This is a genomic window from Neptuniibacter sp. QD72_48 (assembly GCF_047778065.1).
GTDB lineage: Bacteria > Pseudomonadota > Gammaproteobacteria > Pseudomonadales > Balneatricaceae > Neptuniibacter.
This window is the reverse complement of sequence record NZ_CP180547.1, coordinates 1,022,955-1,037,222: the sequence shown is the minus strand read 5'-3', so window position 1 is coordinate 1,037,222 and position 14,268 is coordinate 1,022,955. Positions and strand designations below refer to the sequence as shown.

Annotated in this window: 17 protein-coding genes; 8 read left to right on the top strand and 9 right to left on the bottom strand. The window is 44.8% G+C overall.

All coding sequences use genetic code 11. The features are described from left to right. Positions 1 to 77 precede the first annotated feature (77 nt). Together ACMXYX_RS04530 and ACMXYX_RS04525 are read left to right on the top strand one after the other, a co-directional pair. The gene (locus tag ACMXYX_RS04530) at positions 78 to 1,265 is read left to right on the top strand and encodes a pyridoxal phosphate-dependent aminotransferase (RefSeq protein WP_415897720.1); all 1,188 of its coding nucleotides are present in this window, start codon (positions 78 to 80) and stop codon (positions 1,263 to 1,265) included. Positions 1,266 to 1,415: 150 nt separating this feature from the next. Further along, the gene (locus tag ACMXYX_RS04525; RefSeq protein ID WP_415906540.1) at positions 1,416 to 1,931 is read left to right on the top strand and encodes a disulfide bond formation protein B; all 516 of its coding nucleotides are present in this window, start codon (positions 1,416 to 1,418) and stop codon (positions 1,929 to 1,931) included. A 56-nt stretch (positions 1,932 to 1,987) separates the two neighbouring features. On the opposite strand, the gene ACMXYX_RS04520 is transcribed toward ACMXYX_RS04525, so the two are convergent. After that, the gene (locus ACMXYX_RS04520; protein WP_415897718.1) at positions 1,988 to 2,527 is read right to left on the bottom strand and encodes a carboxymuconolactone decarboxylase family protein; all 540 of its coding nucleotides are present in this window, start codon (positions 2,525 to 2,527) and stop codon (positions 1,988 to 1,990) included. A gap of 135 nt (positions 2,528 to 2,662) precedes the next feature. Between ACMXYX_RS04520 and ACMXYX_RS04515 the strand changes: the two genes are divergently transcribed. After that, positions 2,663 to 3,271 (top strand): TetR/AcrR family transcriptional regulator, encoded by a 609-nt coding sequence (locus ACMXYX_RS04515; RefSeq protein WP_415897717.1) that lies wholly within the window; start codon positions 2,663 to 2,665, stop codon positions 3,269 to 3,271. Between the two features lie 81 nt (positions 3,272 to 3,352). Here ACMXYX_RS04515 and ACMXYX_RS04510 read toward each other — a convergent pair whose 3' ends face one another. The 5 genes from ACMXYX_RS04510 to ACMXYX_RS04490 form a co-directional block, all read right to left on the bottom strand. Beyond that, complete coding sequence (locus ACMXYX_RS04510) at positions 3,353 to 3,970, bottom strand: LysE family translocator (protein ID WP_415897716.1); 618 nt, start codon at positions 3,968 to 3,970, stop codon at positions 3,353 to 3,355. Between the two features lie 51 nt (positions 3,971 to 4,021). Then, positions 4,022 to 4,495: a Cys-tRNA(Pro) deacylase gene (ybaK, locus tag ACMXYX_RS04505; RefSeq protein ID WP_415897715.1), complete on the bottom strand. Its 474-nt coding sequence runs from the start codon at positions 4,493 to 4,495 to the stop codon at positions 4,022 to 4,024. Between the two features lie 36 nt (positions 4,496 to 4,531). Further along, on the bottom strand, positions 4,532 to 5,101 hold the full coding sequence (locus ACMXYX_RS04500) for a hypothetical protein (protein WP_415897714.1): 570 nt from the start codon (positions 5,099 to 5,101) through the stop codon (positions 4,532 to 4,534). Further along, entirely contained in the window at positions 5,101 to 5,640 is a 540-nt protein-coding gene (locus ACMXYX_RS04495) for a YSC84-related protein (protein ID WP_415906539.1), read from the bottom strand. Before ACMXYX_RS04495 ends, ACMXYX_RS04500 begins: the two co-directional genes overlap by 1 nt. Before the next feature lie 97 nt (positions 5,641 to 5,737). Then, positions 5,738 to 5,965, bottom strand: a complete 228-nt coding sequence (locus ACMXYX_RS04490) for a DUF3820 family protein (protein WP_415883822.1) — start codon at positions 5,963 to 5,965, stop codon at positions 5,738 to 5,740. 78 nt (positions 5,966 to 6,043) lie between these two features. Between ACMXYX_RS04490 and ACMXYX_RS04485 the strand changes: the two genes are divergently transcribed. After that, positions 6,044 to 6,286 (top strand): Rho-binding antiterminator, encoded by a 243-nt coding sequence (locus ACMXYX_RS04485; RefSeq protein ID WP_415883821.1) that lies wholly within the window; start codon positions 6,044 to 6,046, stop codon positions 6,284 to 6,286. Between the two features lie 20 nt (positions 6,287 to 6,306). Further along, positions 6,307 to 8,187 carry an MOSC N-terminal beta barrel domain-containing protein gene (locus ACMXYX_RS04480; protein WP_415906538.1) on the top strand — a complete coding sequence of 627 codons (1,881 nt, stop codon included), beginning with the start codon at positions 6,307 to 6,309 and terminating at the stop codon, positions 8,185 to 8,187. Between the two features lie 81 nt (positions 8,188 to 8,268). Here the strand turns inward: ACMXYX_RS04480 and ACMXYX_RS04475 are convergent, their stop codons facing one another. Continuing rightward, a complete protein-coding gene (locus tag ACMXYX_RS04475) occupies positions 8,269 to 8,673 on the bottom strand; it encodes a phasin family protein (RefSeq protein WP_415883819.1) in 405 nt (134 codons plus the stop codon). Positions 8,674 to 8,783: 110 nt separating this feature from the next. After that, complete coding sequence (locus tag ACMXYX_RS04470) at positions 8,784 to 9,236, bottom strand: YaiI/YqxD family protein (RefSeq protein ID WP_415883818.1); 453 nt, start codon at positions 9,234 to 9,236, stop codon at positions 8,784 to 8,786. A 295-nt stretch (positions 9,237 to 9,531) separates the two neighbouring features. Between ACMXYX_RS04470 and ACMXYX_RS04465 the strand changes: the two genes are divergently transcribed. The 3 genes from ACMXYX_RS04465 (at position 9,532) to ACMXYX_RS04455 (ending at position 12,030) form a co-directional block, all read left to right on the top strand. Beyond that, entirely contained in the window at positions 9,532 to 10,689 is a 1,158-nt protein-coding gene (locus ACMXYX_RS04465) for a methyl-accepting chemotaxis protein (protein ID WP_415883817.1), read from the top strand. Next, a complete protein-coding gene (locus tag ACMXYX_RS04460) occupies positions 10,686 to 11,435 on the top strand; it encodes a hypothetical protein (protein ID WP_415897712.1) in 750 nt (249 codons plus the stop codon). Before ACMXYX_RS04465 ends, ACMXYX_RS04460 begins: the two co-directional genes overlap by 4 nt. A 91-nt stretch (positions 11,436 to 11,526) precedes the next feature. Then, positions 11,527 to 12,030, top strand: a complete 504-nt coding sequence (locus ACMXYX_RS04455; protein ID WP_415883815.1) for a TIGR02281 family clan AA aspartic protease — start codon at positions 11,527 to 11,529, stop codon at positions 12,028 to 12,030. A 41-nt stretch (positions 12,031 to 12,071) separates the two neighbouring features. Here ACMXYX_RS04455 and ACMXYX_RS04450 read toward each other — a convergent pair whose 3' ends face one another. Next, positions 12,072 to 14,246, bottom strand: a complete 2,175-nt coding sequence (locus ACMXYX_RS04450; RefSeq protein ID WP_415906537.1) for a tRNA(Met) cytidine acetyltransferase TmcA — start codon at positions 14,244 to 14,246, stop codon at positions 12,072 to 12,074. Between the last annotated feature and the right edge of the window lie 22 nt (positions 14,247 to 14,268).

Genomic DNA, 14,268 nt, shown 5'->3' with positions numbered 1-14,268 from the left:
CACAATATTTAAAGCGGGATTTCTGCTGATTAATGTCGGTATCTGCACTGCAGATATTCTTATCGAGGAACTTAGGCTTGAACGTTCAACTTTCAGACCGCGTCAACAACATCAAACCTTCTCCAACGCTGGCGGTTACTAACCGTGCAGCTGAACTGCGCGCGGCAGGTAAGAACATTATTGGCCTGGGCGCTGGCGAGCCCGATTTTGATACTCCGGATCATATCAAACAGGCTGCCATCCAGGCGTTGAATGAAGGTTTCACAAAATACACCGCTGTAGATGGTACACCGGCATTAAAGACAGCCATTATTAACAAATTCAAGAACGATAACGGTCTTGAATATGCTGCTAACCAGATTCTTGTTTCTTGTGGCGGTAAGCAAAGCTTTTTTAACCTATCTTTAGCCCTGCTAAATGAAGGTGACGAAGTCATCGTACCCGCACCTTACTGGGTATCTTACCCAGACATGGTAAAAATGGCGGACGCTGTCCCTGTGATTGTAACGACAACTCAGGAACAACGCTTCAAGATGACTGCTGAGCAACTAGAAGCAGCAATTACAGATAAGACACGCTTAGTTGTACTTAACAGCCCTTCAAACCCAACAGGTGTTGCTTATACACTGGAGGAACTGAAAGCGCTAGCTGAAGTACTACTTAAACACCCGCAAGTACTAGTTGCGACTGATGATATGTATGAGCACATCCGTTTTAACGATGAGCCATTTGTAAACATCCTTAACGCTTGCCCAGAGCTTTACGAGCGCACAATTGTTCTAAACGGTGTATCCAAAGCATACTCTATGACTGGCTGGCGTATCGGCTATGCAGCTGGCCCGCTTGCATTGATTGGCGCAATGAAGAAGATCCAATCTCAGAGTACGTCTAACCCAACTTCGATTGCGCAAGTTGCAGCGCAAGCAGCACTTGAAGGCTCTCAAGATTGTGTAGCTGAGATGGTTGTAGCATTTAAAGCACGCCACGAATATGTTGTTAACACACTAAACAGCATCAACGGCGTGAGCTGCATCCCTGCTGATGGTACGTTCTACGCATTCCCAAGCTTCCAAGAAGTGATCGATAACGATGATCGTTTTGCTAACGATATCGAATTGGCGGAGTTTCTTCTTAACGAAGCGGGCGTTGCTCTTGTACCAGGTTCTGCATTTGGTGCGCCGGGTAATATGCGCCTATCTTTCGCAACTAGCATGGAAGTGCTAGAAGATGCGCTGGGTCGTATCCGCAACGCATTAGAAGCTTAAGCGAACCCTTAATCTAAAAAACCGAGCCTCAGCGCTCGGTTTTTTTTGCCCAATGAAAATTTATTGATATCTGTACTTTTATTAGTAAGAACTTGAACCTTATCATCTGAAGTGACTCAGATATTCGTTCACTGTTTGGGAGACTTGTTAATGTTGGACAAATTAACTTGCCTTAGCCGTTCTGCTTTTTTCTGGTTAAGCTTAATTTTCATCGGCGTCAGCATGGAGGTAATTGCCCTCTATTACCAGTACGCTTTGGACTACTACCCTTGTGTCTTATGCATCCATATTCGCATCTGGCTTTTCGCTCTTATCATCGTCGCTATATTCGGACTGTTTACGCGTAAACATGGATGCCTGAGTAAGCTAAGTCACTTGCTAACACTCGTAGTCGGTATTGGTCTCGTAGAACGCTCATGGAAAACCCTAGCAGTAGAGCGCAACTGGATAGTAGATAGTTGCAGTATGGACAGCGGTCTGCCTAACTGGTTTGCACTGGATCAATGGATCCCATCGGTTTTTGCTCCTTGGGAGCCTTGTGGCTATACCCCTGAACTTCTGTTCGGTATCACTATGGCAGAAGGCTTAATGGCATTTTCTGCACTGTTGACAGCAACAGCAGCCGTATTCTTCCGGCTACAGTTTAGATCAATACAATCTAACTAACTCCCCATTTACTAAAAAGGCGAACACTTAATAGTGCTCGCCTTTTTTATTACTAGCTAAGTGTAAGCTTGGAATTTCTCATCCAAAGGAGTCTGAGCTATGTAATTTACATAGTTACTCATTACCTTTTGCGACAATCCCAAAATAACCCCTAGTAGATGCTTTTGTTCAAAACCAACTGCGAAGAATGATTCAAGCTGCTCATCAGAGATACGTCCTCGCTCACGAACAATCGCTAGTGTTGTGTCATGCAAGACTTGTAATTTTTGCGTAGGTAAGGATGTTTTGTTTCTTAACGCCTCATTGACAGCGGGATCCACCTTCATCATGTCTGCAATCAAGCTATGCGCTGGCACGCAATACTCGCAGCCGTGTTCAACATTAATCGTCTGCCAAACTACTGTTAGCTCAGCTGCATTAAAGTCAGTTTGTTGAAACAGGGTGTGTAACTGCTGATAAGCTTCCAGTACAGCAGGCTCTTCGCCTAGCACAGCATGCAAGTTTGGAATCATGCCAAAATTTTTCAACGAGTTTTCAAAAAGCGCTTTCGTCCCTTGAGGGGCTGATTCCATCGTGTGTAATTTAAACTTACTCATTATATCTCCATTTACTAATCGATTTAGCCTCCGCTAGAACGCCTTCCCCACAAAAACAGATCAAGCCAGCCATATTTGAACAACTGTTCACATTTAGAATCATAACTAGAAATGAACACTTGTTCAAGATAAAATATGAACAAATGTTCAAAAAAATTGATCTCTATGGTTAATACAGTTAAATACGATCGTGAGCAGGTGATTCAAAAAGCAACGCATCTGTTTTGGGCAAAAGGGTTTCACGCAACCTCTATGCGTAATATCCAAGAGTGCATTGATATGCATCCCGGCAGTATTTACGCGTGCTTTGGTAGTAAGGAAGGGCTATTTAAGGAAACTCTAAATTACTATACCAATGCGATGCTGAAGCGACTGGAAAGCTTCGAAGAGGCACAATCATCTCCCCTGTTGGCTCTAAAAAAGTTCATTTTTACGTCTGCGCTAGATAGTAATCAAATCCGTCCGAATGAGATGTGTATGCTGGTTAAAACTATCTCTGAGCTCAACACTGATAATAAAGAGCTCCTTGAGGAAGCACGGAGATTGATGAAGGTAATGGAAAATGCATTTGCGCGCTTACTAAACCAAGCTAAGCAGGAAGGGGAGTTAGAAACTCAACAAGATGCTAACCGACTTGCTCGGTTCTTACAGATGCAACTGATCGGAGTTCGCTCTTACTCAAGGGTTAACAATCAAGCAGAGATTAAAGACCTTATAGAAGATGCATTTAGTTGTTTAAACTAAGCATTTTTGCTGCAGAAAGTAGTACAGAATTCGCTAAGCTCTCAGTATTAAAAGTACCATGAGAGCTTAATTCAAGAGTTTTTAACCCCTGTCGCTAAACGCCAACTTCATACCTAACAAAGTAAAACTGCCGGCAAAAATCTTTTGCATCATCCGGCTAATATTTTCAGACCCAACAACAAATTCGCTAAACCGCCCTGCTAAAAATCCATAAATCACAAACACAGCAAAGGTCATCATCATAAAGATAAGACCCAACACAAACATGTTCATTAATGGCGAGCCAACTTCAGGTGAGACAAACTGTGGCAAAAAAGCGAGAAAGAAGATCGATAGCTTAGGATTTAAGATATTGATTAAAAAGCCTTTCATAGCAATAACACTATATTTGGCCTCTTTCTCTTTCTGATCTAATGCAAGAGATGACGATGAACGCCACATCGACCATGCCAAATACAGAAGATAGGCAACACCAACAAATTTAACGATCTGAAAGGCCACAGCGCTGGCATGAAAAATCGCTGCCAATCCCAAAATACTTGCTAAAAGCGATGGCACAATACCGATCGTACAACCTAACGCCGCAAATAAGCTGGCACGTTTACCAATAAATAACCCAGTGGCTACTGTGTAGAGAACACCGGTTCCTGGAATAAGTACCACAATAAGAGAGGTAATCAAAAATTCAAGTGAGATCATTTTTCTCTGCTTCCTTTTTTGAATACTAAAATTTAGGAATTTAGGATACTCTTAACGCCCAATTGCCGCCATCTTTCCAGAAGTTAGCTTAAGTAAGTCCTCTGCTGACATCTCGATCTCTAAACCTCGACGGCCAGCACTCATACAGATAGTTTCAAAGTTGCCTGCACTTTCATCCAAAATAAGTGGCAGACGTTTCTTTTGGCCTAATGGGCTGATGCCTCCCACAACATAACCCGTTGCACGTTCTGCATCTTGCGGGTTTGCCATAGTGACTTTCTTTGCCTTTAGCGCCGTAGCAATTGCTTTTAGATCTAGCTGACCTGACACAGGTACAACACCGACAGCAAGTTTTTTGTTGTCACCACCGATCGCAACGAGGAGGGTTTTGAAGACTTGGGCAGGATCTAAACCCAGCGCTTGCGCAGCTTCTTCGCCGTAGGATTCTGCACTTGGATCGTGCTGATACTCGTGAACTTGATAGGCTACCTTGGCTTTTTTAGCTGCATTAATCGCTGGGGTCATTCTTTATCTACTCATATCACTCGGGTCGAACAGTGTTTACTTAGCACTGCCGCCCGTTAGGATATCAGCAATATCGATGATGTCGACTACTGTGCCTTCACCTTTGCCCACTTTAATGACTTTATCTTTGAGTTTGATAATCTCAATCGCCGCATCACCTTTGGGTAAACGAGAAAGAAGATCGTCAGGCAGATATTCAGCATTATCTCGTAAGTCTTTATCCAACACTTCTCCACGGGCTACTTTCTTTTGCCAACCTGGAGGGAGTTCACCGCCACGTTCTAACTTTTTCTGCAAACCTTTAGGCAGCTCCTTCATCTTGCCTTTGTATTTACCTGTTCCTGATTTGGCATTTTCATTGTAATAATCTTTGATGGTCTCTTTCTCTTTGTCAGAAAAGAGATCATCCAGAATAGACTTCGTATCACTTACGATGGATTGCTCTTCTTCGGTATCCTTATCTTTGTTTTTGTAGTTTTTAGCCGCTTGCTTGGCCTCTTTTTTAGCTTGATGCTTATCTGCGCCTTGGCCCGCCCACTCAGGCTTGGCAGCGTAAACATTCAAAGCTAAACCACTCATACATAGTGCTAGAAATAGTTTCTTCATCATCTCTTCCTACTGATCTTTGATCCTTCAAGGGATAAGTTATACATCAAGCCTTTATTAGAAAAAATAAAACCAATGATTGGATTTTTAATCGTGCTGGTATCAATTTCGCCACCCGCACCTACTGTTACGACGGCAACACTGCCATCTACACCGGCTTCCCAACCATCACTCCGCTTAAATTGCTTTAAAGCTGCATCAGTCATAAACAGGATAATCTCTGACTTAATTTGAGCACCTAACTGAAACCCAATCGATGCCGCAGCAATGGTGTAATAACCGGTTGTTTTACCTTTTTCTAAAAGCTTTCCTTCACCATATTCACCACCGATGCCTATACCCGCTTTATAAACCTCGGGGAAAACTAAAACCCCTTTGGCTTGCTGGACTAAGCTTTGTCCAGCCGAGCTGTGTTGATAAAACTTTTGTAAAGCTTCTGTGCTTTTAGCGTTGATTTCAGCTTTGGAGGCTGAGTAAGCATTAAAGCTGAATAGTGCTATCCAACATGCGATTAGAAGAGATGATAGTCGTTTAAGCATGAATCCATCCTTAAGCCTATTGAGGTTAACTAAATAATAGTCGCTCAAAGCTATGTTTGGATGGATCGTTGGGGTGATTAAATGTAAAGCAAGCGAATTAAGAATAACGAGTATTTCGTAAAGGCTGTAATACCGATTCTAAACCGTTAATACGAATCTCTAGCATCAACTCTAACAACGAGCCCAGCTCCCCCTTTGGAAAACCTTTCTTGGCGAACCAAAGCAGGTACTCTTCGGGTAGATCGAGTAGTACTCGTCCTTGATACTTACCAAATGGCATCTTCATATTAGCCAGTTTAAGTAGATGACGTTTATCCAGATCCAATGCTTTCCCCTTAACAGCCTGTTATTTCCAGTGAGCAAACAGTATTCTGTAGAAAATAATAAATAGTGGGTTTAGGCCATGGCTGACAAGCAAGCGTATCAACCTATCAATTGCGAAATTCATGACGGCTACGAGTTAGCCTGTATGCGCAACGCTATCCATCTTGTTGAATGGAAAGAAGATGATACCGCATTTAGTCAGCGCTTACGCTTTCTTGATCTGGAATATACTTCTGAAGGGGAGTTTCTGATTGCCGAAGATCAGGAAGGTAACAACTTTAGAGTTCGTTTAGATTCTATCTCTAGCCGCCTACCCTACTAATCCTCTTAAGGGCCGACGACGTGTCAGATATTCAACTCAGTGGTATTAATACTTTCCCCATAAAATCATTAGGCGGCATTAGTTTGTCGGACGCTTTTGTAACTGAGAGCGGACTGTCTTTTGACCGACGCTTTATGTTGAGCGATCCGGAAGGCGAACTACTTTCTGCTCGCCAAGTGCCATCGATGCTACTTTTCGAAACGGTTTTACGTGAAGATGGTTTAGAGGTGATTGCGCCTGATGGCGATCACTTAAGCTTGCGCTATCCTGACTTTTTCCAAAACTACCATCAGGTACGTGTTTGGGGAACCGAGATCAACGCTCAACATTGTGGTGAATGGCTAGATGAATGGTTCAGCGAAAAACTGGGCCGTGAATGCCAGCTTCTTTATTTTGGCGAACAATCAGAACGCGTAACCTCTCGTAGACCCGATAAGCCCGTCGCTTTTGCCGATGGTTATCCTCTACTTGTGATCTCTGAAGCTTCATTGGCTGATCTGAATAGCCGCGCTTCCACACAAGTAAATATGGATCACTTCCGTACCAACCTTGTTGTAAAAGGGTGCGAAGCTTTCGCCGAGGATAGCTGGAAGCGCATCCGTATTGGTGAAGTAGAGTTTGAGATCGTTAAAGATTGCTCTCGTTGCGTACTAACGACTATCGATCCCAAAACTGGACAGCCAGTACCTGCGGGTGAACCAATTAAAACCTTGGCTAACTACCGTAAAGGTGAGGATAACGAAGTCTATTTTGGCCAAAACCTTGTGCCTCTTAACGAAGGCCAGATTAAGCAAGGCGATACGGTTGAGGTATTAGAGGTTAAACAGCCTGCTCAATACCCCGATAATGCGCCCGTTATTAGAGACACTAACGACAGCAATAGCCAAGAAACTTGGGCCGCGACTCAGCAGGTCGATCTAGAATGTATCCGCCGCATTGATGAAACACGCGACGTAGTGACCTTCCGCTTTGCAGTACCACAGGGCCTATCAACAGATTATATCGCAGGTCAGTTTCTAACCTTAATGTTGCCGATCAACGGTGAGACAGTCACCCGCTGTTATACCGTATCTTCTTCACCTTCTAGAAGCGCTGATATCGCAATCACGGTTAAGCGCGTAACCGATGGCATCGCCTCCAATTGGCTCCATGATAATTTACAGGTTGGGGATAAGTTACCTGCCCTCGCTCCACAAGGTGAGTTCCACGAAGGCAATACAGGTAATAAACCACTACTACTGCTATCAGCTGGCAGCGGTATCACTCCTATGCTTTCGATTGCACGCGAACTAACCGATCGAAACAGCCAACGCGATGTAGTGTTTTACCACCAAGCTAGAACCGAAGCAGATCTCATCTGTGAAGACGAGCTCCTTTGGCTAGAACGCCAAAACCCGAACCTAAAGATCATCTTTAGCTTGAGCCAACCAGATGACGATTGGCAAGGCATTAAAGGCCGTATTAGCCGCAAACAGCTCATTGAGCTAATTCCGGATCTGCCAGAACGTACGGTGATGTGCTGTGGCCCTGAGGGCTTTATGGATCATGCTAAAACTTACTGCCGCCAACTAGGTCTAGCGGAGCAACAGTGGTTTGAAGAGAGCTTTGGTGCACCTCCCGGTGTTGATCCAGAAGCAGAAAAGCACAGTGTTCTGCTAACCTTTGGCGAAATTTCATTTGCCGGCGATAGCCAAACCACATTGCTAGAGCAAGCTGAAGATCAAGGAATCATGATTCCTTCCGGCTGTCGTGCGGGTGTATGTGGCGCGTGCAAAGTGACCTTAGCGTCTGGTCATGCACATCGCCAATCGGAAATTCCGCTATCTGAAGATGAGAAAGCTCGAGGCGTGGTTCTGGCGTGTAGTTGCACTCCAGAAACGGATGTCGTGATTGAGGTTTAATTTAAAACGCTAAATCGCAGACACAAAAAAGCCGATGCCCTTCTCTACATCGGCTTTTTATTATTCAGTATGAAACTGAAATTAAGCTACTTTAAGATCAGCAACTTTTTTAGCAGTTTCTTCAGCCATTTCAGTCGCTTTTTTAGCAGACTCTTCAACTGTAGCAACGTAAGCATCTTTAGCAACAGTCATAGCTGCAACGCTTTTCTCTGCAGTTTCAGCAGTTTTAGCTTCAACAGACTTGTAGAACTGAACCTGTAGGTCTAGAGCAGCTTTAGGGTCTTTGCACTCGCATAGAGTTTTGAACTGTTCAACAGAAGCGTTAGCTAGTTCTTCAACGTATGCTTTCTGAAGAGCAACCAAAGTTTCAACAGTCTTAGTGTTAACGTCTACTAGAGACTGAACTGGCTTGAATAGCTCAGCAATTTCGTTAGATAGTAGTTCAGGCTTCATGAAATCAGCGAAAGGGTTGTTAGCAGCGTACATAGTTTTGTCTCCAAAAGTTTCCGTTGCTGCGGTGCAGCAATCCATTTACAGCAAAGATAAATCTTGTACGTTTTTTAGTCAAGAACTTTTTTTGTGCGGCGCACAAAAAATTACTTTTTCAGATTTTTTGCTAAAAAACGGTCCAGAGAATTCGCAAACGCTTGGCGATCAGCCTGACTAAAAGCAGACGGTCCACCAGTCTCTACACCCGAGCTTCGCAGGGTCTCCATAAAATCACGCATAGATAACCGCTGACGAATATTTTCCGGAGTATAAAGTTCGCCGCGAGGATTTATTGCCACACCCTTGTTATCAATCACTTCTGAAGCCAATGGGATATCTTGCGTTACCACCAGATCACCCTCTTCCATTTTGGCAACGATATGATTGTCCGCTACATCAAAGCCCTGCGGTACTTGCACTGCATTGATCAACGGTGAAGGAGGTGTACTTAGGAATTGATTAGCCACCAGCGTTACAGGCACCTGTTTACGTTCGGCAGCCCGAAACAAAATCTCTTTGATAACCTTTGGACAGGCATCGGCATCAACCCAAATGTGCATAAACCCTCTCTTTTCTTTTAGCATAAAGCCCAATTATGACTGTTATTCTACATCGCTATGACAATTTAAGCCGAAAGAAATTAAAACTCTTTTAGACAATTTCGATTAATAGATAACGCTCCAGAATAAAGCCCTCGCACTGTCGCAGTGCACAAAGACGAATTAAATCCGTGCGTTTTAAAATTAGCCACCTCTCTCTAACACAACAATATCGGGCATTAGAGTAACCCCATGAAATATCTGGCTTAAGTTTTGCTAAATACCCAGATAATAGATTTTGATGGGGAGCACTAAGATGCTGCTACTAACATTTGGCTACAGCGTATTGAGCCGCTGTTCATTACTCACTTCAGGCATTTTACTGTTGTTGGGTTGGTTGCTGACAATCGCCACATTGGTAACCGGCTATATAGAAGCACTTTGGTTATTAATCCCACTTAGCTACTTTCAGCTCAGCTATATTCTGTTGAGCCAACGTCGCTGGCATAACCTTTCTCTAGTAATCGAAGCATTCTCACAAAAGCAGATGCAGTTCCGTACACGACATACCAGTTCAGACAAGCCGCTTAGAGACGCAGCACAAAACCTCTATGGTTTTGCCCGCGATTACGAAGAACTGAATACCTTAACCGATCAGCTGTGCAACGAGATGAAGTTCTCTACTCATGAATTAGAGAACTTAGCTAAGCACACCGCAAATGCCGCATCAGAACAGCAAAATCAGCTCTTAACAGTTGCCAGTGCATCAGAAGAGATGAGCCAAACCGTCCAACTGATCAGAGATCATGTGCATAACACTCAAAACAGTGCCGAAGACTCGCAGACCTTATGTAATAAAGGAACTCAGCAAGCCTCTGATTTGAGCCACGCGATCAGTGGTGTTCGTAATCAGTTTACTGATACCTGCACCAAGATTTCCCAGCTATCTGAAGAAGCTGAAGCAATCCAATCTTTCGTTAGTACAATCGAAGAAGTTGCAGCACAAACCAACTTATTGGCACTGAACGCAGCGATTGAGGCTGCACGAGCAGGTGAAGCAGGACGAGGCTTCGCCGTTGTCGCAGATGAGGTACGCCAGTTAGCCGGTAATACTGAAAAAGCGACAGGTGATATCACCCTTCTGGTTAACTCCATGCTTGCACGTGTAAATGAAGTCACTGAAAGCATGAACCGAAGCGAGCAAGAGCTACAAACCGGCTCACATACTTGTGAAGAGATGCATGACCTCTTGCAACAGATCGAATCTGGTAGCGAGCGTAGCCTTGAACTCATTCAGGAGGTTAACTTCTCCATCGACGAACATGCCTCTGCCAGTAACGAGTTAAGTGAAAAGCTTACCGATATAGGCAACATTCTTCAGCACCACAGTGAACAAGCGCATTCCCTTACGGAGCTCACCGGCTATCTAGAAACACTTGCGCTTAAAGCAGCCACTAAGGAGGTGACATCATGATCGAGATTAGCCTTGTACTGTTTCTTTTCGTCCTAATTGGTTTAGCTAGCTGGTTTAAAAGAAGAAAATTGCGCAAAAAACGTCGCGAAAAGACACTACGCGGAATTGAACAGCTAAGCGCGCTGTTGAATCTAATCCAGAGCCTACAGCGCCACCGCGGCATCTGTGCAAATTTAGATAGCACAAACCAAGCACAACAGCGACAGCTAAGTAATGAGATCAACTCGCTATGGCGGCCACTGCTTGATAAAAGCTACGGCGGCAATGTTAAGCGAGTTAATCTGCAGTTTACCAAGTGGAAGCAGATTGAAGCAGAGCCCGCAGGCAGCTTTATGGAGCACTGTGAACTAATCGAAAAACTGCTCCACGAACTCACCGTTATCGCAGATATCTGCTCGCTAACCGCGAGCAATAATGACCATAATGGTGAAGAGCTATGGCAAAACTTACTCCGCCGTCCCCATTTTGCAGAGTCTCTCGCGCGTTTGCGCGGTTTAGGAAATAAAGCTGCCAATCTTGGTCACTGCCCTGCTGCTGTGAGAGTTCAATTACAGTATATCTTGGTAAATATGCGTGAAAATGAGCTTTGTGATCCTACCGTTCATGATATCGACCAATTGGTCACCCAAGAGATCCTTGAACCCGAAGTAATCAAGATCGAACCACGGGTTTATTTTAGTCATCTCACCCAAGCGATTGATCAACAGATCCAACTAACTCGAGACCATCTACAACAACTGAGTTGATGCACAGTTTAAGGATTGAATGAATCGAGGTTCTATTCTGCAAGCGAGTTCCTTACAATAAATTAACATCGATTAATTCTTGTGGGGCTGGATGGAATCTCAACACACACCAAAACGTATTGGCCAAGGAATGTGGGCCGTCGCATGGGTCCTGTTTTTAGGAATGTTGTGGCTGTTCTTTGAAGAGCAGGTAAACGACAAATACAATCCCAATCGTAATCTCGTCACCAGCGGCAGTAACGAAGTGGTACTGCAGCAAAACAGAGCGGGACACTACGTTGCACCGGGAGAGATCAACGGCCAACCGGTTATCTTTCTATTGGATACCGGCGCGACCAATATCAGCGTGCCGCAAGAAGTAGCCGACCGCATTGGCCTTAGGCCTGGGTTAAAGCGTCAGGTAGATACCGCTAATGGCGTGATTGATGTGTACAACACTGAGCTGAATACCGTCACCCTTGGTGGGATTAGCATGCAAAACGTTCGTGGGCATATTAATCCACACATGGATGGTGAAACGGTACTACTCGGTATGAGCTTTATGAAATACCTTGAGATCATTCAGAAAGGAAACACACTCACACTTAGGCGCTAACCCGCGCCTAAGTTCGTTATGAAAGTTTCTAACGAGATTAGCTAATAAACTTTTTCTAACAACAACACCGTAATCGACTTCAGTTGGCGCATCATCTGTTTACGCCCCTGCCCTCTAACTTCCAGCTGTTCCCAGTTTTTTTGCTGTAGATTCCGCTCGATTAGCAGGGTAAATTCTTCATTTTCGAGCAACATTTCCAGCTGCTTATCTTCCACCTGATCCAAAAACTGTAAAAGCAGCTTGTGGATAGCAAAAGCACAACCTTCGTAATTACGGTTATGCACAGCAAATGCGATCAGATCAGATTGGTCATGGGCGGTTAACTCGGGAAGATAACCACCATGCTGCAACAATCGACACACTACAGGCAGGTCTAGATCAACCAAGTCATCACTCAAGCGATAATTGAGTTGCTCAATAAAGCGCTGTCTCAGCTGCTTTTCAAGGCTCTGCCCCTGCTCTGTTAAAGGCAATAGAACCAACGCAGCGTGACAACCGCTGACACTGTCTCGAGTAGAGCCCATACGTACGGTTTCAAAACCACAGTGCTGCCAAAAACTGATTAGCTCTGCACTAGCTGCAAAGCTGGCACCCAAGTAATCCCAACCTGCAGACTTCGCACTGTCAGATACAGTGGATAACAGCGTTCGACCTAAACCTTTATGCTGTAGGGCGGGGTGAATCGCTATACGCATAATCCGACCCGCCTTGAGCAAAGCTGCGCCCTTTGCACCTTCTTGCCCTACCAGTGTTTGCGGTAACAGATGGCCACGAGGGCGACGTTTACCCGACCAGATATCATCGACCAACTCTTCCGGCAAAGGGCCTTCTTCGGCGACCAGCGCAGCACCAGCTACTTGACCATCGACCTTCATTAGCCAGATATGTAGGTTGGGGCTATCTAATAACACCCTTAAATCACCGGGTGATGTACGATAGTGAGCCAACACTAACAAACCAAACAACTGCGTTAAGGTCTGATAATCTTCCGCGAGTTGATCACGATCTAACTTCTCTATCTGGCAGTCGGCAATAGACTGGTAAGTACGCTTTAGATCATCTGTCGCAGCAGGCTCAGCATTGAGTAACAGCAGATTAAAGGTCAGCTGTTCTAGGGGATCATTGCTGGTCCAACGGATCGGCTGATTCAGATGAAGCGATTTAGCATTGGGTGCATGCTTTTCCAGAACTTGCTTAAAGCGAACCGCAAAGCCCTGCCCTGTGCCTTCATAACCATGAATGGTGGAAGCAAAAGCAATACGAGGGAAACGTTGTAGTAACTTACTTAATACAGGCACCGGAATCACTGCGGCTTCATCCACCAGCAACACCTGTCCTTCACCTTGTTCTTGCAACGCTTGCTCTGGTGTCACGTAACGGATGCAATGACCTAAATGACAAAGCTTACCCAGTTGATAGTCATAATCAGGCAGTAATTGATGGGCCATGCTAAAGACTTCATCTACCGATGACTGCTCGGGCGCGGTTACTAAGATATCTTGAAAATCTAAGCCTGATAGCTGTGCAGCAGCGATACCTAAAGCAACAGATTTCCCACGACCTCTGTCTGCAGTAATCACTGCAGGACGCCTACCACGACGAAACTGAGATAGGATCAACTCAACCGCTCGTTGCTGATCTTTGGTTTTACTCGGCAGCACCACATTATCATCTGGCTGATCGGCCAATGCTGCGGAGCTTGGCAGCTCGGCTTCAACACCTGCAAGCGCTTGCCCTTCTCTATACACCAGCGTGTAGGCATCATCTTCTAAGATCATCGCTAGACGCGAGATAAATCTGCGACCAGCATCGGAAGAACAATAAGGATGAGCGACTAAGCTTTGATGTTCTGGATCATCAAACTCGGCCCAATGATCTAGATCGGGGCAGAGTAAAACCATCACTCCACCGCCGCTTAAAGTACCGGAGATCTGACCAAAGGCGTTGGGATTAAAACCCGACCAAGCATCAAAGATCACCGCTGAAAGCGACTGGCCTAATAACTGATGACATTGAGTGGCGCGCACAGACTGAGCTTTAATCGGCGCATGATCACTGACCCACAGCCATTCGGCTTCACCATGGGTTTCGCTACTTAGTTCTCTTGCTTGCTCGTAACACCACTTTTGAGTACCACTCACCACCAGTAATCGACGATGCTGTTGTGTTTGTGCATCCTTAAGCAATCGAGAGTACAAGGTTGTTAGAGCAGTCATCAATCAATCCTTTTCGGCTAGG

Excerpts from the sequence above, each read along its gene's own strand:
- ACMXYX_RS04510 (WP_415897716.1), bottom strand. The coding sequence starts at position 3,970 with ATGATCTCACTTGAATTTTTGATTACCTCTCTTATTGTGGTACTTATT.
- ACMXYX_RS04520 (WP_415897718.1), bottom strand. The coding sequence starts at position 2,527 with ATGAGTAAGTTTAAATTACACACGATGGAATCAGCCCCTCAAGGGACG.
- ACMXYX_RS04515 (WP_415897717.1), top strand. The coding sequence starts at position 2,663 with ATGAACAAATGTTCAAAAAAATTGATCTCTATGGTTAATACAGTTAAA.
- ACMXYX_RS04455 (WP_415883815.1), top strand. The coding sequence starts at position 11,527 with ATGGAATCTCAACACACACCAAAACGTATTGGCCAAGGAATGTGGGCC.
- ACMXYX_RS04460 (WP_415897712.1), top strand. The coding sequence starts at position 10,686 with ATGATCGAGATTAGCCTTGTACTGTTTCTTTTCGTCCTAATTGGTTTA.
- ACMXYX_RS04525 (WP_415906540.1), top strand. The coding sequence starts at position 1,416 with ATGTTGGACAAATTAACTTGCCTTAGCCGTTCTGCTTTTTTCTGGTTA.
- ACMXYX_RS04500 (WP_415897714.1), bottom strand. The coding sequence starts at position 5,101 with ATGAAGAAACTATTTCTAGCACTATGTATGAGTGGTTTAGCTTTGAAT.
- ACMXYX_RS04450 (WP_415906537.1), bottom strand. The coding sequence starts at position 14,246 with ATGACTGCTCTAACAACCTTGTACTCTCGATTGCTTAAGGATGCACAA.
- ybaK (WP_415897715.1), bottom strand. The coding sequence starts at position 4,495 with ATGACCCCAGCGATTAATGCAGCTAAAAAAGCCAAGGTAGCCTATCAA.
- ACMXYX_RS04495 (WP_415906539.1), bottom strand. The coding sequence starts at position 5,640 with ATGCTTAAACGACTATCATCTCTTCTAATCGCATGTTGGATAGCACTA.
- ACMXYX_RS04475 (WP_415883819.1), bottom strand. The coding sequence starts at position 8,673 with ATGTACGCTGCTAACAACCCTTTCGCTGATTTCATGAAGCCTGAACTA.
- ACMXYX_RS04485 (WP_415883821.1), top strand. The coding sequence starts at position 6,044 with ATGGCTGACAAGCAAGCGTATCAACCTATCAATTGCGAAATTCATGAC.
- ACMXYX_RS04465 (WP_415883817.1), top strand. The coding sequence starts at position 9,532 with ATGCTGCTACTAACATTTGGCTACAGCGTATTGAGCCGCTGTTCATTA.
- ACMXYX_RS04470 (WP_415883818.1), bottom strand. The coding sequence starts at position 9,236 with ATGCACATTTGGGTTGATGCCGATGCCTGTCCAAAGGTTATCAAAGAG.